The organism is Mycobacterium sp. E1715 (assembly GCF_001667625.1).
In the GTDB taxonomy this organism is placed as follows: Bacteria; Actinomycetota; Actinomycetes; order Mycobacteriales; family Mycobacteriaceae; genus Mycobacterium.
Genome location: NZ_LZJJ01000376.1, coordinates 1 through 18,122 on the forward strand (window position 1 = coordinate 1; position 18,122 = coordinate 18,122).

Consider the following 18,122-nt stretch of genomic DNA (forward strand, 5'->3'; position numbering starts at 1 on the left):
CTCGGCGACCCGTTGAATCCAGTCGAATTCACCGTTCGGCAGGTCGTCGAGCGCATCGTTGACGACCTGGCGTACCCGGGCCTCCATCTTGGCGACCGCGGCCGGCGTGAACCGCACGCCGACGGCCTTGCGGTGCACTCGGTGCACCGGCGGATCCATGAACATGATGCCGCGGTTGCCATATCCCTGAGGGTCGCGGCCCTCCCGGTGCGCGATCAGATCCATCATGATCCCAATGCGCTCCGACTTGAACCTCTCGGGTCGAGCCGAGATACCCTTGATGTCTTCGTACTTGGTGATCACCCAGAACTGGCCCTCCTCGTACCAATGCACGGGATCGTGTTCGCGCAACTGCGCGAATGTGGCGTTCGGGTCGCCGAGGTAGAACGCCGGCTCGTCGAAGCGGGCCGCTGTGATCGTCACCATAAGACTGAACAATAGAACATCAACTGTTAATCTGCGAGTAGCCGTCCCGCCGGCCTGGCTGCGGCGCGGCATTGGCAGAAGAACAAAATCTGTTTTATTGTTGCATGGTGAGCGTCGGGTTGTCCCACCTTCGGGTATGCGACCTCGGCGGTCAACTGGCGGGCGCCGGGGCGACGAAGATCCTGGCCGCCTTCGGTGCCGAGGTCATCCGAGTCGAAGACCCCGCAACGCGCGGGATGTGGGACGCGCTGCGCGGCGTCGGCCCGTTCGTCGACGAGCGCCGGGGCGTGAATCTGGGTGCCGGCTTCAACAACCACAACGTGGGCAAGCTCGGGGTGACCATCAACCTGCGTCAAGAGGCAGGCAAGCAGCTGTTGCGTGAGCTGATCGCCCTGTCCGACATCGTCTGCGAGAATTTCGCCGCCGGCGTGCTGGACAGGATGGGTTTCGGCTACGACGAGCTGCGCCGGATCAAGCCGGACATCATCTACGTCTCCAACTGCGGCTTCGGACATAGCGGCCCCTACCGCGATTTCAAGACCTGGGGTCCCATCGTTCAGGCGCTGAGCGGGCTCACCTTCACAGCCGGGTTGCCCGACCGTGAGCCCGCGGGATGGGGTTACTCGTACATGGACCACGTCGCCGCCTACTACATGACGGTCGCGATCCTGGCGGCCCTGCATCAGCGCGAACGCACCGGCGAGGGTCAACACATCGACTTGGCCACGGTGCCTGCGGGAATCGCGATGCTGCCCACCGAGGTGCTGGATTGGACGGTCAACGAGCGGCCCGCGCGCCGGCCGGGGTTCCCGGACGGTAACCACGCCGACTTCGGTGAAATGGCCCCGCATGGGATCTACCCGTGCCTGGGCGAGGACCGGTGGGTCGCCATCGCCTGCCGCGACGACCGGGACGTCGCCCTGCTGTCCAAAGTCGTCGACGAACCGCGATTGACAGAGGACCGATTCGCCACCCTGGAGCAGCGGTTGCTCGGCGCCGACGCACTCGACGCACTCGTCAGCGCCTGCACCCGGACCCGCGAAGCCTCCTCGCTGGCAGCCGAACTCACTGCGGCCGGGGTGCCGGCGAGTGTCGTGAAGTCGCCGCGGGAACGGATCGACGAAGACCCGGACCTCGCCAACTGGGGACTGTTTCCGACCGTGACGCACCCCGAGATCGGGACGGTGCGCGTCGAAGGGGTTCCCCTGCGAATGTCGGCGTCGCCGTGGAGCATTTCGCGGGCCGCGCCGTGTCTGGGCGAACACAACCGAGACGTGCTGGGCGGGCTGCTCGGGCGCAGTGATCAGGAGCTGGACGAATTGACGAAGCGGGGTGTGATCTGAACGCGCTGAGCGGGATTCGCGTCGTCGAGATCAGCGGCCAGTTCACCCCCGTCGGGGGAAGGTTGCTCGCCGAACTCGGCGCGGAGGTCGTCGTGGTCGAACCTCCCGCGGGATCTTCACATCGGTCACGACCGCCGTTCGCACACGACAACATCGGGTCGGATACCAGCCTGCGCTGGTGGAGCGGCAACGTGGGCAAGAGGTCGGTGACCGTCGATCTCGACACCGCGGAGGGTGCCAACGCACTGGGGCGCCTGATCGCTGGCGCCGACATCGTCATCTCCGGGTCCGGCCCCGTCGGCGATGCCCGGCACCCGTCCCTGATCTGGGTGGCGGTCACCCCATTCGGCCTCGACAGCATGCGGGCCGACCAACCCGTCACCGACCTCACCATGCTCGCCGGCGGGGGTCCGGTCTGGAACTGCGGCTACGACGATCACTCCCTGCCGCCGGTCCGTGGCGCCGGCGAGCAGTCGGCCAACCTCGCCGGCCTGTATTGCGCGATCGGAGCGCTGGTGGCCCTTGCGCACCGGGACCAGGCCGGCCAGGGTCAGCTCGTCGACGTCAGCGTCAATGCGGCCTGCAACGTCAGTTCGGAGCAGACGACGTACCACTGGCTGGTCAACAACGAGACGTGCGTCCGCCAGACCGGCCGTCACGCGTACTTCACGCGGAGCCAACCGACGCAGGTCCGGTGCGCGGACGGCGCCTACGCCACCACCGGCGTGCTACCCCGCAAGCCGACCGAATTCGCGAACCTGCTGACCTGGCTCGCGGACCTTGGCCTGACCGACGAGCTTCCCGAGGCGGTGTTCCTGGAAATGGCCGCCTCTCGCGACGAGCCGGTCGACATCGCGATGATCGGTGCCGACGACGAGACCACCGCGATACTTATGGCGGCCCGCGACGCGATCACCTTGATTGCTTCCCGGATGCCGGCGAATGAGTACTTCCTGGAGAGCCAGCGACGCGGATTCCCCGCCGGAGCGGTGCTGTCACCCGACGAGGCCTTCGAGGACGAACACATCGCCGCCCGCGGGTTTCACGTGCCGGTCCACCACCCGGAACTGCGGGAGACGTTCCGCTATCCGGGCACGCCATACCTTTTCAGCGCCACTCTTGCGGGCGGGCCCGTACGGCCACCCTTGCTCGGGGAACACAACGCGCTGCTCGACGAACTTGCCGACGACACCGCATGACCCCCGGTGACCGCCTCACCCATATCGGGCTGTGCGTCAGCGATCTCGAAAGATCCGTCCGATTCTATTGCACGGCAATGGGATTCGACGAAAGCGGCCGCCTGACGGTCGACGGGCCCGAGACGGCACGGCTGCTGGGCGTGCCCGGGCTGGTGCTGGACTTGGTCTACCTGCAACGCGACGGATTTCGCCTCGAGTTGCTCGGCTACCCGGTACCGGGCGTGCGCGAGAAGCGCCGACCCCGCCGGATGAACGCGGTGGGCTTCACGCACCTGTCTTTCCGCGTCGACGACGCGGACGCGGTCGTCGCGCGTATCGAGCGCCTGGGTGGCCAAGCCCGACCGGAACGAACGGTCACATTCGACGGCGGCAACCGGGGACTGATGGCGACTGACCCCGACGGCAACTGGATCGAGTTGATCGAGCGCACGGCGCCGAGCGACTGAGCAGTTAGTCACTCAACGTCCGATTGTTCATTGCGATGATAGAGTCAGGGCTGTGCCAGCGACCAGCGAGTTGATGTATTCGCCGTTCTCCAAGGCGATCTTCGACGATCCGTACCCGGTGTACCGGAGATTGCGCGACGAGGCGCCGGTCTACCGGGATCCCGAAAACCGCTGGTGGGTCCTGTCCAGGTTCGACGACGTGTCGCAGGCTCTGCGGAATTGGGAGACGTTCTCGTCCAAGCGCGGTCCGGCACCGGAGAACCCGGACAACGACGGACGGAAGTACTCGGTGATCTCGATGGACCCGCCTCGCCACGACCGCATTCGCGGGGTCCTCAAAGGGTTCTTCACGCCAAAAGCGGTCGCCGCCATGGAGTCTGCCCTGCGGGCCGTGGTCCACACGCACCTTGGCCGGCTGCAACCGGGTACCACCGTCGACGCGATGGAGGCGTTCGCGTTCTCGGTGCCCACGGACGTGATCGGTGATCTGCTCGGCGTGCCGCACAGCGACCGCGCGCAGCTGCGCGTCTGGTGGGAGGCCTTCCTCACCCGGGAGGAAGGGCAGGTCGCGATGCCGGCCAAAGCCATCGAGGCCAACCGCCTGATCAGCCAGTACATCGGTGACCTGATCGAGCGGCGCCGCACCGACCCGGGTGACGACCTGATCAGCGTCGTGCTGCAAGCCACGTTCGACGACCCCGAGGCCGGCGGCCAGCGCGCCCTGACCCCGCACGAGGTGCTCATGTTCTGCAATCTCCTGTCGGCCGCCGGTTCGGAAACCACGCAGAAGCTGATCTCCAACGGCCTCGTCGCGCTCGCCGAGCACCCCGAGGAGTGGCAGCGCATCGTGAAGGACCGCAGCGTCATTCCCGCCGCGGTGAACGAGGCGCTGCGCTACGACACGCCGAGCCACTGGGTGGCTCGCACCTTGACCAGGCCCGTCGAGCGACACGGCGTCACCATGGACGCCGGCGACTGGGTGCTGCTGCTCCTGGGCAGCGCCAACCGCGACGAACGGCGCTACCACGATCCCGACCGTTTCATCATCGACAGGCCGCGCGGCACCGACGTGTATTTCGGGTGGGGAATCCACATCTGTCTCGGGCAATGGTTGGCTCGCCGCGAGGCGCAGCTGGTGTTCGAGTACATCGCCGACAGGTTTCCCGACTACGCCATCGGGGCTCGGGAACGCGTGCTTACCGCGACGGTGCGCGGATACACCAGCGTGGAGATGACCCTGCGCTGACCATGGAGATCGCCTTTACCGACGAGCAGCAACTGCTCCGCGACACCGCCGCGCAGCTGGGGGCGAGCGTGGGGGTTTCCAGCGCGGACGAAATCCCGACCGGCGAGGCGCTCGACGCCCAGTGGCGCCGCCTGGTGGATCTCGGTGTGCCGACGTTGCGTTCACCGCGCCTGTGCGGGCTCGAGGCGAGCGGCGTCGAAACCGTCGTCGTGATCGAAGAACTCGCCAGAACCCTCAGCGCCGTTCCGGTGGTGGGCCAGGCGGTGCTGGCCACCGAGCTCTTGGAGGCGGCCGGAGCCGAGAAGGAACTGGAGCTCGTCGCGGAAGGCGGCCTTCGGCTGGCGCCGGTGCTCGGCCCCGACTTGATGGGTTTCGGCTCGGCTCACCGACCTGGGGTGGCATTCGACGCCGCGGGCGCCACCCACGGACTACTGACCGCCCGCACCGACGGACAACGTCGGCTGGTGTGCGCACCACTGTGCGGCGCCGACCCGCGCGGACTGGACCTGACCCGTGAATTCCATTGTTTGCCAGCCGATTCGGTCGCTTCGGCGGTGGTGACCGGCGAGGCCATCGAAGACGAACGGTGGCAGCGGGTCGAGTCCTTGGCGATGACCGCCGTCGCCGCCGACCTGGTCGGCATCATGCAGGGTGCCCTGGACGACGCGGTCCGCTATGCGGGCGAGCGGGCTCAATTCGGGGTCAAGATCGGCTCGTTTCAGGCCGTGGGTCATCTGCTCGCCGATGCCCTGGTGCAAGTCGAAGGCGCCCGGAGTTGCCTCTGGCACGCCGCGTGGGCGATCGACCACTCGCCGGCCGACGAGGCGCGGCTGGCGGCGATGACGGCCAAGGCATACGCCTCGGCCGCGGGCCGGGAGGTGGTGGAAACCACGGTGCAGGTCTTTGGTGGCATCGCGATCACCTGGGAGCACGTTTCACACCTGCGGCTGCGTCGGGCGCTGTTGGACCGGCGGTTGTTCGGCGACGAGACGGTGCACTACGAGGCCATCGCCGCGCTGCGGCTGGCGAACCGGGAACTCGCCTAGCCATGGACTTCAACGACAGCGCACCCGAAGCGCAGTTCCGCGCCGAGCTCAGGCAGTGGCTGTCCGAGCACGCCGCCGCCGCCGCGATTCCCGACGACCCGGCGGCGCGGGCTGACGCGCAAAATGCCTGGCACCAAACGCTTTACGAAGCCGGCTACATCGGGTTGTCCTTTCCCGTCGAGTATGGGGGGCATGGCAAGGCGCCGGTCTACGAGGCGATCCTCAACGACGAGCTCGGGCGGGCCGGCGCCGCGCCCATCGAGGGCGTCGGTCACCTCAGCAACGCGTTACGCCTGTTCGGAACCGACGAGCAGCGCGACACGCTGCTGCCCGGGCTATTGTCGGGCCGGGTGCGCTGGTGTCAAGGGTTCTCCGAACCCGAGGCCGGATCCGACCTCGCCGGCCTCAAGACCCGGGCCGATTGCCTCGACGCAGGCGGGCGTGAGATGTTTCGCGTCAACGGCCGCAAGATCTGGACGAGCTTCGGTGCGGTTGCCGACTGGTGCTTCCTGCTGTGCCGCACCGAGCCGGACGCACCGAAGCACGCCGGCATTTCCGTGTTGCTGGTGCCGATGTCGACGCCCGGCATCGAAGTGCGGCCCATCGTGAACGCCGCGCGCAACCGCGAGTTCACCGAGATCACGTTCGACAACGTCGATGTACCCGCGGGCAACCTGCTCGGCGGGCGCGGGGAGGGCTGGTCCATTGCCAACCAGCTGCTCGCCTACGAGCGCGGTCCCAGCGACATCAACTGGATCGGCCGGCTCAAGACGCAGCTACGTCGCCTCGAGGACGACGTTCGCGTCGGCTGGCTCGAAGACTCGCCGTCGGCTCGGGCCCGGCTCGGGCAGGCCTACGTGGAGCTGCGGGCACTGCAGATCAAGGTCATGAGATCGCTCACGGAGCGAAAGAACGGCCGGCTTCCCGGGCCCGAGGGTTCGGTGGACAAGTTGCTCATGACACGTGCCGACCAGTTCTTCGCCCACGCCATGATGGACCTTTCGGCCAGCGGCCCGCTGCTCACCGAAGGCCTGGAATGGGATATCTACGTGTGGTCGCGCGCCGCGGGCATCTACGGCGGAACTGCCCAGGTCCAGCGCAACATCGTCGCCCAGCGGGTGCTGGGCTTGCCGCGCGCCTGAGTGGAGCGGGGTCAGCCCTGTGGGTCCCGCGTCAGGTGCTTGTAGGCCTCCTGGAGCCCGTTGAGTCGTCGCATCAGGGTCGCGTCCTGATCATCCGACGCGCCGAGTTTGGCAGCGACCTCGGCGATCTCGGCGGCGAGCCGTTCGGCCGCCTCACCTTTGGTGAGCAGGTCCTGGTCGGCCCAATCGTCGTGCGGGATGCGCGACTGTGGGCTATCGGATGTTGTCATGGTCCTCCTTGATGCGCCCTGTTCGTTTGGGCTCCGGCCACCATCGGCGCTATAGTCAAATAGTCAGAATCTGTTCACTTGTACCGTATCGCACGACTTCGAGAGACGACTCCCACAATGCCGCTGCAACCTTCGATGAAGCTCCTGTCCGTCGATGATCACCTGATCGAGCCACCGCAGGTCTGGGCGGACCGACTGCCGAAGAAATTCCTCGACGCCGGTCCCCGCATCGTCGATTTCCCGCGCGACGGGGCTCCGCCGGTGCAGCAGTGGGTCTACGAGGGCAGGGCCTATCCGAACATCGGGCTGAATGCCGTCGCCGGCAAGTCGCCGGAGGAGTTCGGTGTCGACCCAATCCGCTACGCGGACATGATCCCCGGGTGCTACGACCCGAAAGCCCGACTGGCGGACATGGACATCGACGGCGTGCACGCCATGCTGTGCTTTCCGTCCTTCCCGCGCTTCTGTGGCACCGTCTTCCTGGAGGGCGAGGACAAGGAACTCGCCCAGTTGTCCGTCCAGGCGTGGAACGACTTCTCGCTCGACGAATGGTGCGCCACCGACCCCGCCCGCTTCATCCCGATGGCGATCACACCGCTGTGGGACGCGGCCCTGATCGTCGCCGAGATCGAGCGGGTGGCGGCCAAGGGCGCACGGGCGATCGGGCTGCCGGACAACCCGACCAACTTGAAGCTGCCCAGCTACCACACCGCGTACTGGGAGCCGGTGTGGTCGGCGCTCGAAGAGACGAACCTGACCGCGGTGATGCATTTCGGCAGCGGCGGGTTCCCGCCCCAGACCGCACCGGAGGCACCTTTCGCGGTGATGATCACCTTGATGGGCACAACGTCCATGGCCGCGGCGACCGAGCTCATCTTCTCGCCGGTGTTTCACAAGCACCCGAACCTCAAAGTCGCGTTCTCCGAAGGCGGCGTCGGCTGGATGCCGTACCTCGTCGAACGCGCGGACTACGTCTGGCGCAAGCACAAGTTCTACCAGAACATCCACCCCACGGTGGCGCCGTCGGAGCTGTTCCGGCGCAACATCTCCGGATGTTTCATCGAGGACGAAGTCGGCATGTCGATGCGCCACCAGATTGGGATCGACAACATCACCTGGGAATGCGACTATCCGCACTCCGACTCCTTCTGGCCCAAGAGCCGCGCGCGCGCCGAGGAGATGCTCGCCGACGTGCCCGACGAGGAGGCCGCCAAGATTGTCGAACTCAACACGCGGCGCTGGTACGCCTTCCCCGAGGGCGGCTTCAAGTCCTGCACCGCGGATGCCGGGTGGCGCCCCAACGGCGGCAACCCGCCGGAGTACGACTACGACGAGGTCATGGCCGGCCACGGCGGCATCGGATTCGACGCATTCATAGACAAGATGGAAGAGCAGAAGTCTCACAAGGTCTGACGCGCACGGAGCTTCAATCGACCGGGACGGCGATGTCGGTCGAATTCGCCCGTCCGCGTAGCACTTTCGAGTCGACGACCCGCCATCGGTGCGACTCCTCCTGATCGGCCATGTCCAGCGCCACGGCGGACGCGGCGACGCCCACCGACAGCTTGGCGACGTCGGTGAGCCGCGCCGCCTCGTTGACCGGGTCGCCGATCACCGTGTACTCATAGCGGCCGGGGTGGCCGACGTTGCCGGCCACCGCCATGCCGGCCGAGACGCCGATGCCGGCCCTGATCGGCGCGCCGGGCGGATTCAAAATCCTGTTGAGTTCGCGCGCCGTCGCCAGCGCATGCGCGGCGCGGTCATCGTCGTCGAGGGGGGCGCCGAAGATCGCCAGCGCGGCGTCCCCTTCGAACTTGTTGACGAAGCCCCGATTCGCTTCGACCGCGTTCACGACCATCGTGAAGAAGTCGTTTAGCGTCGCCAGCAACTCGGGCGGCTCCAGTGTGGTGGCCAGCCGCGTCGAGCCGACCAGATCCACGAACAACACCGCCACTTCGCGGTTGACACCGCCCATCTCGATCTGGTCACCGGCGGCGGCGAGTTGCTCGGCCAGACGGGCCACATCCTGGCCGACGTGGCGGCCGAACAGGTCGCGCAGCCGTTCTCGTTCCCGCAGTCCGGTCGCCATGGTGTTGAAGCCCGCCTGTAACAGACCGAGCTCGGAGGCGTCGAAAACGGCAACGGACACGTCGAATTCGCCGCGCTGCACGCGTTGCATGCCGTGCCTGACCTCGTCGATGGGATCGGCGATCGTTGACGCGTTGAATGCGGCGACCACCAGGCCACAGGCCATGGCGCAACCCACGAGGACGAGTACGACCAGCGCAAGCCGATGAGCGGAGTACTCGACGAACAGGGCGCTCGCGGCGACGAGCATGACCATCAGCGTCGGTACTCCCGTTCCGATCACCCAGGCGCTCACCGCTCGCAGCCGAAGACCCGGCCCCCGTGGCCGTGACGGCGGGTCTTCGGTGAGCAGCCTGGCCGCCGTCGGCCGCAGCGCAAACCTGCACATCCAATAGGACAGCGCGGTTGTCACGACGGCACCGAGCAGGATCGAAACTCCCAGGGTTGCGGCCAGCCAGGGGGTGCGAAAATTCGTGAGTACGAATATGACGGCGGCCGCCGACCATACCGTTCCGTGGATCACGGCCATTCTCATCGGGATGGCCAGGACGACGCGGCGCGCGGTGGCATCGTTGGCCCCCGCGGGCAGGCCCAGCAAGGTGTACCCGCATATCGCGGCCAGCGGCAGGGCGGTGCCCGAATAGCAGACGCCGGCAACGATGTTGACCAATATCACGTGGTGTTCGCGGAGCGCCGCACCCGTCGGCAGGGCCCACGCGGTCAATGCCGCGATCAGGACCGAGCCAGTGACGGTCGGGACGATCGCCCCCGATATCACGAGCGATTTGCCGGCGGGAGCGAACGGCGAACGCAGCCGGCGCCGGACGGGCTTCACGGCGACTGCCGGGCGGCGGTCGACTTTCCCCGCCAGCTCTCGACACTGACGAGTCGTCCCGATGATGCCAACGTCATGAACACGGTGCCGCCGTCGGGGCTCAGCGCGACGTTTGTGGTCATCGGATCGTCGGCGGGAATCGCGCCCAACAGCTCGCCGGTCGGGGAGATCACGGTGACACCGCCGGTCCCGAGGGTCGCGACGAGGATTCTGCCGGCGGCGTCGACACAAAGCCCGTCCGCCCCTCCGACATTCAGCGGGCCCCCGCTGGGCACCGTTGCCAGACCGCGCGCCCGGGTCACCATTCCGGGGCCGTCGAGCGCGAATTCCCAGACCCGGCGCGTTCGCGTCTCGGCCACGTAGAGCAACGCCCCGTCCGGGGACAGGGCCACGCCGTTGGGCATCTCGAGTGGGTAGACGATCTCGCGAAGCCCACCGTCGACGGTGCCGTAGAGCAGGCCGGTCATGCCGCGGTTGCGGCCTCGCGTGACTCCGCCGTCGGTGACGTAGAAGCCGCCATCGCCGTCGACGCAGATGTCGCTGGGCCGCATCAGCGGCAGCGTGCCGCCTGAAAGCGCGGTGAATTCGGTGCACAGGGTGCTGACCCGACCGCTGGCTTCGATCAGCTGCAGCGCGGGAGTGACTGGGTGGTCGGGCGCCCCCACCGGCCGGAAAAGTGTTGCACAGCCGACGAAATCGTAGGGCCACGGCCCGAGTCCGAAGGTGGAGCCGCCGTTCTGGCAGACCACCAGCCGACCGTCCGGAAGCCGGGCCACCCCGTTGGGGCCACCGCCGGTCTCGGCGACCGTCTCGGTGACACCGTCGGGGCGGACGCGGGTGATCCTGCCGGCCGCCATCTCCGACACCACGACGGAGCCGTCGTCGTAGACGACCGGGCCTTCGGGGAAGGAGAGCCCCTCGGCTAGGCAACGGCCGGAGCTCACGGCCGCGTTTCCCCGTCGGCCTTGCTCTGCCACCAAGCCGTGAAGACCGGGTCGCTCAGCGGCAGGTCGCCGACGCCGGTCTGGTTTCGTGGCCAGGCTGCGGCTCCTTGTGTCAGGGGCGACGGCCGGCGGCTGACGCCGTAGCACAGGTGATGCCTTCGGTGCAGGAAAAGCCAACGCCCGCAGTGCCGCTCGTAGCGGTCCTCGTACTTGATGAGCTGTTCGACAAACCCCTCGGCGTCGGTCTGGGCGAAACACTGGGCCCAGACCTGCCCGCGGGCGCGGTCCGCTGTGTCCAGCTCGACGAGGTGGTTAGCGACGAGGATGACCGCGAATACGCTCCCGTCGACGCTGGCCGACATCAGCCGGCGCAGCGCCTCGGGGCCCTCTCCGTGCTCGCCGAACCGGGCGTGCGGGACGAACAATTCGGCCATCGCATCGACGTCCCGCGTTTCGATCGCGGCGGCGTAACGGAAGGGCAGTTGACGAATTTCCTCCTTCGCCAACAGGTCCCGAATTTCGGTGTCGTGCATCGGGGCTAGGGCACCGGGGTCGAGGGGCCGAGTACGTAGCGCCCCGATTGCGGATGGTGATACCAGCCGCCGGCCGCCGATGTCCCGCCGTCGACGTGCAGCGTCTGCCCGGTCACGTAGGCGCTGAGGTCACTGGCGAGGAAGATTGCGGCGCCGGCCATTTCGTCGACGTGGCCCGCGCGGCCCATCGGCACCATGAGTTTGGCGTTTTCGACGCCGTTGGGCGCCATCTTCTGCAGGCTCTCGGTGAGCGTGAAGTCGGGCGCGAGCCCGTTGACGCGGATGTTGTGCGGTGCCAATTCAAGCGCGGCGGTCTTGGTGAAGTTGACCACGCCCGCTTTGGCCGCGGCGTAGGCGGCAAACCCGGGCGCGGCGCGGACCGCCTCGATGGTGCTGATGTTGATGACGCTGCCGCCCTGTCCCGCCTCGACCAAGGCCCGCGCTACGCGTTGCGTACAGAGCAGCACCTGCGTCAGATTGATCCGGATCAGGGCATCCCAGCCGTTGGGCGAGGTGTCCAGCAGGCCCGACCAGAAGACCCCGCCGGCATTGTTCACCAGGATGGTCGGAACCCCCAGCGCGTCGACGGTCGTGGCCAGCGCCGCGTCGACCTGTTCGGCGTCGCGCACGTCGGTGACGCACGCGAGGCCGCCGACCCGCGCGGCCACCTCCGTGGCACTCGGATGGTCCTTCTCCCAGATGGCCACCCGTGCGCCGAATTCGGTGAGGGCCTCGGCGATGGCGCTTCCGATCCCACCGCCCCCGCCCGTGACGACGGCGACCCGGCCGTCCAGCGATGCGGCGTTTCGGTGCAGCGTCATGAGCGTCTCTCAGCGCCCACGAAAGTCCGGGTCGCGTCGCTCGGTGAAAGCCGCCATGCCCTCGGCGACGTCGTCGGTCGCGGCGACCTGCTCCACCAACAGCGCCTCGGTGCGAAACGCGGCATCGCGGTCGACGTCGAATGCCTGATTCAGCATCGCCTTGGCCGCCGCCAGCGCACGGGTGGGCCCGCTGGCGAGCCGTTGGGCCCAGGCGGCCGTCTCGGCTTCCAGGTCATCGGCACCGACGACCTTATTGACCAGGCCGATCCTCTCGGCTTCCGCGGCGGAGAGCTCCTCGCCGAAAAGCAGCAGCTGCTTTGCGACGTTGAACGGAACCTTGCGCGCCAGCAGATAGGCGGCACCCCCGTCCGGTGCGAGCCCGCGCCGCGCGAAAAGCTCGATGATGCGAGCACTTTCGGCGGCCACGATGAGGTCGCACGCCAGCACCATGCTGGCGCCCACCCCTGCGGCGGTCCCGTTGAGCGCACACAACACCGGCTTTTCGCAGTCCAGCAACGCCGACACCACCGCCTGAGACCCGGTACGCAGAATGCGGGCGGCGTCGCCCGCAATGCGGTCCTTCTTGGGCTGCATTCCCGGGTCCCGAAGATTCGGTCCCGTGCAGAAATGCTTGTCACCGCGGCCGGTGAGCACCACCGCCCTGACGCCCGCGTCGTCGGACGCGGAGCGCAGGTTTTCGATGAGGGCCTGCTGCACCGCCCGCGTCACCGAATTGCCGGCCTCGGGGCGGTCCAAGACCAACCAGAGCACCGTGCCTTCGGTGCGGACGGCGAGGTCGGGTGTCACAGCCGCATCGGCACGCTGGCGGGGCCGCGCACGGAATTCGTGTGCACGTACGTCACGGCATCACGGTCGACGTCCCAGGTCGGGAAACGCTTCAACGTCTCTTCCAGCGCCACCCGGGCCTCGAGGCGGGCCAGCGCCGCGCCCAGGCAGAAGTGTGAACCATGGCCAAAGCTGATGTGCCGGATTCCCGTGCGCTCGACGTCGAGGACGTCGGGGTTCTCGTATTGGCGTTCGTCGCGGCCCGCCGACCCGGTCAGCAGGGCAACGCGCGAGCCCGCCGGGATGAGCGTGCCGTTGTAAGTGACGTCGCGTTTCGTGTAGCGGCCCTGTACCGGCGAGGGGGCGTCGTAGCGCAGCAGTTCCTCGACGGCGTTGCCGATCAGGTCGGGCCGGTCGACCAACTTGGCCCGCTGGTCGGGGTATCGCGCCAGTGTCAGCGCGGCCCACCCCAGCAAGCGGGCAACGGTCTCGTTGCCGGCGACGTTGATCATCGCGATGAACATCAACACTTCGCCATCGTCCAGGAGGCGGGTCTCGCGGCCCGCCTGGACCAGGTCGGAGCTCATCAGGTTGCCGACGATGTCGTCGGTCGGTGCGGCCCGCCGTCGCTGAATCTGATCGGCGTAGTAGCCCAGCAGTTTCACGTTGGCCTGCTGGCCCTCCTCATTCAGCTCGGTCGTGCCCTCGTCGCGATGCAGCTGGGCATCCGACCACTCGCGCAGGTTGTCGTGGTCTTCCTCGGGGAAACCCAGCAGCGAGCTGATCACCATCACCGGGAGCTTCATCGAGAAGTCGCGCACGTAGTCAAAGCCGTCGGTGCCGACGAACGCATCCAGGTAGGCGCAGCACAGCGAGCGGACCCGGTCCTCGAGCTGGGCGACTTGAGTGCGGAAGAAGGTGCGATTGACCATCTTTCGCAGTGCGGTGTGGTCGGGTGGATCCATCATGATCATCGCCCGGGGCGGCGGCCAAGGCTCGTCGGTGATCGCGTCGAGGGTGATCCCGTGCGACGAGGAAAACGTCTCGGTATCCAGCGACGCTTCCATCACGTCGGCGAACCGGCTCAAAGCGTAGAAGCCGTACTGGTCGTTATAGTAAGTTGGCGCTTCGTCGCGCAGCCGTTTCCAGACCCCATATGGATTCTCGTGCAACGCGCGGTCGAACGGATCCCAACGTAACTCGATCGTCGTCATCGGCACCGTCCCTTCCCAAAGAACACTAATACATTATCTGTATAGTTGCACCATGCTGACGGCGTGGTGATCGTCTGCCCGGTGTTGAGGAGGACGAACGATGGAAACGCGAGAACTCGAGCACGTGATCTACCAGAAAGATGGCCCGATCGCGCGGATCATCCTCAACAACCCGGACGCCGCCAACGCCCAGAGCTCGGAAATGGTCCACAGCGTCAACGAGGCGCTTGACGATGCGCAGTACGACTATGACATCAAGGTCGTCATCATCAAGGCCAACGGCAAGGGGTTCTGCTCCGGTCACATCCCCACCGGTGCGTACCCCGAATTCATGGCCGAACTGCAAGCGTCCGGCAAGGTGTGGCGTTCGGCCGCGCAGTTGTTTTTATGGCCGGTGCTGAAGTTGTGGGAATTCCCCAAGCCGGTGATCGCCCAGGTGCATGGGTATGCGATCGGCGGAGGTACCACCTGGGCGCTGATCCCCGAGATCACGGTGTGTTCCGAGGACGCGTGGTTTCAGATGCCCCTGGTGCCGGGGTTCGGCCTGCCGGGCGCCGAGACCATGTTCGAGCCGTGGGTCTTCATGAACTACAAGCGGGCCGCCGAATACCTCTACACCGCCCAGCGATTGAGCGCGGCGGAAGCGCTCGAGTTCGGTCTCGTAAACCGGGTGGTCCCGGCCGACAAGCTTGAGGCCACCGTGGAGGAACTGGCCACCCAAATCGCCAAGGCGCCGCTCATCACGTTGCAGGCCGTCAAATCCGGCGTCATCCGCGCGTGGGAGACGATGGGGTTCCGCACCCACCAGCAGGCCTCCAACGACCTGCAGGCGATGGTGACCGGCAGCAAGGAATTCCAGGAATTCATGGCGGAGCTGATGAAGAAGGGCTCCAAACCGACCGAGCGCATCTAGCCATGCCGTGCAAGCCCCTCATCCAATTCGGCGGTGACGAGAGCACCGAGGCGCTGCGGACTTCGATCCGCGAGTGGCTGGCGGACAACCTCGCCGACGAGTTCCGCCGCACGGCGGCCAATCCCGACTACCTGCCGCGCGACGCCCACGAACGTGCGGTCTCGTTCTGCAGAAAGTTGCACGAGCAGGGCTGGTTCGTGCCGCACTGGCCCGCCGAGTACGAGGGCGGCGGACGCGGGATCGTCGAACAGGTGGTCATCCGCGAGGAACTCGCTTATGCGGGCGCACCGCTGGTGAACACCAACGGAGTCAACATGCTGGCACCGGTGCTGTTCAAATACGGCACGCCCGAGCAGAAGGCCGAGCACCTGCCGGCGATCGCCCGATCGGAACGCATGTGGGCACAAGGCTATTCGGAACCTGAGGCCGGCTCGGATCTGGCGTCGCTGCGCATGACGGCCCGGCGAGACGGCGACGAGTACGTCCTCGACGGACAGAAGACGTGGACCAGCAACGGCGTGCTCGCCGATTGGATCTTCGTCCTGGCGCGCACCTCGCCCATCGAGGACAAGCGCCAGGCCGGAATCTCGTTCTTCCTCGTCGACCTGGAAAGTCCGGGAATCACGCGCCGGCCCATCCGGTCCATGACCGGGTATCCGACCTTCGCCGAGGAGTTCTTCGACGGTGTGCGTGTGTCCGCCGCCAACCTCGTCGGAGCCGAGGGGCAGGGCTGGACGGTCGGGAAGGCGCTGCTTGACGCCGAACGGTCGAACGTCACCAGGGCGGCCCAGGCGCAACGCTACCTCGATGAGCTCATCGACTGGTGCCACGCGCAGAAGGGCTCGGCGCACGATCCGCTGTCCGATCCGGCCAACCGCATCGCGTTGGCCCGCGCCGTCGAACGCGTCGAGGTGGGCCGCGCCCTGTCGTATCGCGTAGCGCACCTGCAGGCGGCCGGCGCACTGGATCCCGCGCTTCCGTCGTTGTCGAAGCTGTATCACTCCGAACTGACCGCCGAACTGCGCGCACTCGGGGCCCAGATCCTGGGTCCGGCAGGCGAACTCATGCCGGACGATCCCGACGCGGTGCTCGACGGGCACTTCTCCGAAGGCCTCTTGCTGTCCTTGCTCCACACGATCGGCGGCGGCACCAGCGAGATCCAGCGCGATCTGATCTCGACTGTTGGCCTCGGGATGCCGCGCTGACGTCAGGCGTACCCGGCCCGGCCCTTGGCGGCCGCCGAACGTTGTTGCGCCACGGTCGCCATCGCCAGTTCAAGCGGATGGAAGGCGGCGAGCTGGGCGGCCTCGGCGGAATTGATCAGCCGCTTCGTCATCTCCACCGCCCCCGCATCGGCTCGGGAGATTTCGTCGGCGATGGACAGGGCGCGGCTGACGGCGGATCCGGGTTCGACGATCTCGGTCACCAGCCCGAGCTGCTCCGCCTCGCCGGCCGGCAATCGTGTTCCTCGCAGCAGCAACGACGCAGCGCGGTTGCGGCCCAGCTGCTGCGTTAAGCGCCAGGCCAATCCGCCGTCGGGCACCACCGCACGCGCGACGAACGGGGCGGCAAAAAATGCGTCGGAAGCGCACACGACGAGGTCGCACGCCAGCGCCAAGCTCCAGCCGAGGCCGACGGCCGCACCCTCGACTGCTGCGATCGTCGGTATCGGCACAGCTTTGAGTTGTTCCATTACGCGTTGGGCGTGCTCGACGCGGCCGGCAGGGCCCAATGGACCGTCGCCGCGTGCCGGCCCCGTCTTCAAATCCCCACCGGCGCAGAAGAAGTCTCCGGCGCCGGCTAAGACCAACGCGCGGTCGCCGTACGCAACCACTCCGCCGAGCGCGATCGACAGCTCGGTCCAGGTTTCGTAACAGAGGGCGTTGCGCCGGCGTGGCCGATTGAGGAAGAGGACGGCGATGCCGCCACGGTCCTCGCGGCGAATGAGCGGATCGCTGTCCGTCACTGTCGGCCGAGGAACTTGTCGATGGCGGCCCGGTGTTCGGGCGTGGTGAAACACTCTGTCTCCGCGGAGATCCCGTATTCGAGGATGCCGGTGATCGCGCGCTGGGCGTGCAGGTTCAGCGTTCGTTTGGTGTCCTGCACCGCCCTCGGTGGTAACGCGGCCAGGCGGTGGGCGATCGACAGCCCCTCCTGCTTGATCTCCGCGTGCGGCACGACGCGGTTGGCCAGGCCCAACTCGACGGCCTTGTCGGCCTTGATGCGTTCGCCGAGCATCAGGTATTCCTTGGCCTTCAGCAGGCTCATCAACAGTGGCCACAGCACCGACCCACCGTCACCGGCGACCAGGCCGCTCGCGACGTGAGTGTCGGCGAAGAACGCGCGGTCGGACATCAGGACGATGTCACACAACACCGCGATGCTGCACCCGAAGCCGACCGCGGGCCCGTTGACGGCCGCGACCACAGGCAGCGGAAAGTCGATCATGTCCCGCACGATGCGGCGGGCGTCGCGCATCCCGGCGCGGCGTGTCACCGGGTTGTTGACGTGGGTTTCCAGCCACTCCACCAGGTTTCCGCCGGCGGAGAAGTAGTCGCCCGTGCCGGTGATCAGCACAGCCCGCGCGTCGGCATCTTCGGCCAGCGTCGCCCACAGTCTCGTGAATGCCGTGTGCATTCTGTTGTTGACCGCGTTGGCGTCGTCGGGGTTGTTCAGCGTCACGATCCGGACGGGACCGTCGGCGGCAACGAGGATCTCGTCGCACCCGGTCAGTTCCGACGTGCCCTGCGGTAACTCGGTCATGGGCGGTCAGCCGTCCTCGTGCGGCGCCAGCCACGCCGGTCGTCGGGTCTGGACAAACGCGTCTCGATCGCGGCTGACCGCCCAAGCCGGAGATCGCTTCTGCAGGAACGCCGTGAAGGCCTCGATCTGTTCGGCGGTTCCGATCGA

The 18,122-nt window shown here is 67.0% G+C and carries 18 protein-coding genes and 1 pseudogene; 9 read left to right on the plus strand and 10 right to left on the minus strand.

Annotation, left to right across the window (positions count from 1 at the left end; all coding sequences use genetic code 11):
* Positions 1 to 423: pseudogene (locus A9X03_RS18760) on the minus strand (cytochrome P450); the annotation flags it as partial.
* Positions 424 to 530: 107 nt separating this feature from the next.
* On the opposite strand from A9X03_RS18760, the gene A9X03_RS18765 reads away from it, so the two are divergent.
* Genes A9X03_RS18765 through A9X03_RS18790 form a run of 6 tightly spaced genes read left to right on the plus strand, consistent with a single transcriptional unit; the run spans position 531 to position 6,848 of the window.
* Complete coding sequence (locus A9X03_RS18765) at positions 531 to 1,769, plus strand: CaiB/BaiF CoA-transferase family protein (protein ID WP_067755138.1); 1,239 nt, start codon at positions 531 to 533, stop codon at positions 1,767 to 1,769.
* Positions 1,770 to 1,783: 14 nt separating this feature from the next.
* Positions 1,784 to 2,968, plus strand: coding sequence for a CoA transferase (locus A9X03_RS18770; RefSeq protein ID WP_255369272.1), 1,185 nt, complete (start codon positions 1,784 to 1,786; stop codon positions 2,966 to 2,968).
* A complete protein-coding gene (locus A9X03_RS18775) occupies positions 2,965 to 3,414 on the plus strand; it encodes a VOC family protein (protein ID WP_067755132.1) in 450 nt (149 codons plus the stop codon). Before A9X03_RS18770 ends, A9X03_RS18775 begins: the two co-directional genes overlap by 4 nt.
* A gap of 52 nt (positions 3,415 to 3,466) precedes the next feature.
* The gene (locus tag A9X03_RS18780) at positions 3,467 to 4,660 is read left to right on the plus strand and encodes a cytochrome P450 (protein ID WP_082950437.1); all 1,194 of its coding nucleotides are present in this window, start codon (positions 3,467 to 3,469) and stop codon (positions 4,658 to 4,660) included.
* Positions 4,661 to 4,662: 2 nt separating this feature from the next.
* A complete protein-coding gene (locus tag A9X03_RS18785) occupies positions 4,663 to 5,706 on the plus strand; it encodes an acyl-CoA dehydrogenase family protein (protein WP_067755129.1) in 1,044 nt (347 codons plus the stop codon).
* A gap of 2 nt (positions 5,707 to 5,708) precedes the next feature.
* Positions 5,709 to 6,848, plus strand: a complete 1,140-nt coding sequence (locus tag A9X03_RS18790; protein WP_068262405.1) for an acyl-CoA dehydrogenase family protein — start codon at positions 5,709 to 5,711, stop codon at positions 6,846 to 6,848.
* An 11-nt stretch (positions 6,849 to 6,859) separates the two neighbouring features.
* On the opposite strand, the gene A9X03_RS18795 is transcribed toward A9X03_RS18790, so the two are convergent.
* Entirely contained in the window at positions 6,860 to 7,078 is a 219-nt protein-coding gene (locus tag A9X03_RS18795) for a hypothetical protein (protein ID WP_067755123.1), read from the minus strand.
* A gap of 117 nt (positions 7,079 to 7,195) precedes the next feature.
* Here A9X03_RS18795 and A9X03_RS18800 point away from each other — a divergent pair, with 117 nt between their 5' ends.
* Entirely contained in the window at positions 7,196 to 8,491 is a 1,296-nt protein-coding gene (locus tag A9X03_RS18800) for an amidohydrolase family protein (protein WP_067755120.1), read from the plus strand.
* A gap of 13 nt (positions 8,492 to 8,504) precedes the next feature.
* Here A9X03_RS18800 and A9X03_RS18805 read toward each other — a convergent pair whose 3' ends face one another.
* Genes A9X03_RS18805 through A9X03_RS18830 form a run of 6 tightly spaced genes read right to left on the minus strand, consistent with a single transcriptional unit; the run spans position 8,505 to position 14,299 of the window.
* Positions 8,505 to 10,001 carry an adenylate/guanylate cyclase domain-containing protein gene (locus tag A9X03_RS18805; RefSeq protein ID WP_082950436.1) on the minus strand — a complete coding sequence of 499 codons (1,497 nt, stop codon included), beginning with the start codon at positions 9,999 to 10,001 and terminating at the stop codon, positions 8,505 to 8,507.
* Positions 9,998 to 10,945 (minus strand): SMP-30/gluconolactonase/LRE family protein, encoded by a 948-nt coding sequence (locus tag A9X03_RS18810; protein WP_067755117.1) that lies wholly within the window; start codon positions 10,943 to 10,945, stop codon positions 9,998 to 10,000. Before A9X03_RS18810 ends, A9X03_RS18805 begins: the two co-directional genes overlap by 4 nt.
* Entirely contained in the window at positions 10,942 to 11,478 is a 537-nt protein-coding gene (locus A9X03_RS18815) for a nuclear transport factor 2 family protein (protein ID WP_067755114.1), read from the minus strand. Before A9X03_RS18815 ends, A9X03_RS18810 begins: the two co-directional genes overlap by 4 nt.
* Before the next feature lie 5 nt (positions 11,479 to 11,483).
* Positions 11,484 to 12,299 (minus strand): SDR family NAD(P)-dependent oxidoreductase, encoded by an 816-nt coding sequence (locus tag A9X03_RS18820; RefSeq protein WP_067755111.1) that lies wholly within the window; start codon positions 12,297 to 12,299, stop codon positions 11,484 to 11,486.
* A 9-nt stretch (positions 12,300 to 12,308) separates the two neighbouring features.
* Entirely contained in the window at positions 12,309 to 13,106 is a 798-nt protein-coding gene (locus tag A9X03_RS18825) for an enoyl-CoA hydratase/isomerase family protein (protein WP_068262408.1), read from the minus strand.
* Positions 13,103 to 14,299 (minus strand): cytochrome P450, encoded by a 1,197-nt coding sequence (locus A9X03_RS18830; protein WP_068262410.1) that lies wholly within the window; start codon positions 14,297 to 14,299, stop codon positions 13,103 to 13,105. The genes A9X03_RS18825 and A9X03_RS18830 overlap by 4 nt, the downstream gene beginning before the upstream one ends.
* 100 nt (positions 14,300 to 14,399) lie before the next feature.
* On the opposite strand from A9X03_RS18830, the gene A9X03_RS18835 reads away from it, so the two are divergent.
* Together A9X03_RS18835 and A9X03_RS18840 are read left to right on the plus strand one after the other, a co-directional pair.
* Positions 14,400 to 15,212 (plus strand): enoyl-CoA hydratase/isomerase family protein, encoded by an 813-nt coding sequence (locus A9X03_RS18835; protein WP_067781365.1) that lies wholly within the window; start codon positions 14,400 to 14,402, stop codon positions 15,210 to 15,212.
* A 2-nt stretch (positions 15,213 to 15,214) separates the two neighbouring features.
* Positions 15,215 to 16,417 carry an acyl-CoA dehydrogenase family protein gene (locus A9X03_RS18840; protein ID WP_067781368.1) on the plus strand — a complete coding sequence of 401 codons (1,203 nt, stop codon included), beginning with the start codon at positions 15,215 to 15,217 and terminating at the stop codon, positions 16,415 to 16,417.
* 2 nt (positions 16,418 to 16,419) lie between these two features.
* Here the strand turns inward: A9X03_RS18840 and A9X03_RS18845 are convergent, their stop codons facing one another.
* Positions 16,420 to 17,178 (minus strand): enoyl-CoA hydratase/isomerase family protein, encoded by a 759-nt coding sequence (locus A9X03_RS18845; RefSeq protein WP_068262412.1) that lies wholly within the window; start codon positions 17,176 to 17,178, stop codon positions 16,420 to 16,422.
* Positions 17,175 to 17,975, minus strand: coding sequence for an enoyl-CoA hydratase/isomerase family protein (locus A9X03_RS18850; protein WP_068262415.1), 801 nt, complete (start codon positions 17,973 to 17,975; stop codon positions 17,175 to 17,177). Before A9X03_RS18850 ends, A9X03_RS18845 begins: the two co-directional genes overlap by 4 nt.
* Positions 17,976 to 18,122 lie beyond the last annotated feature (147 nt).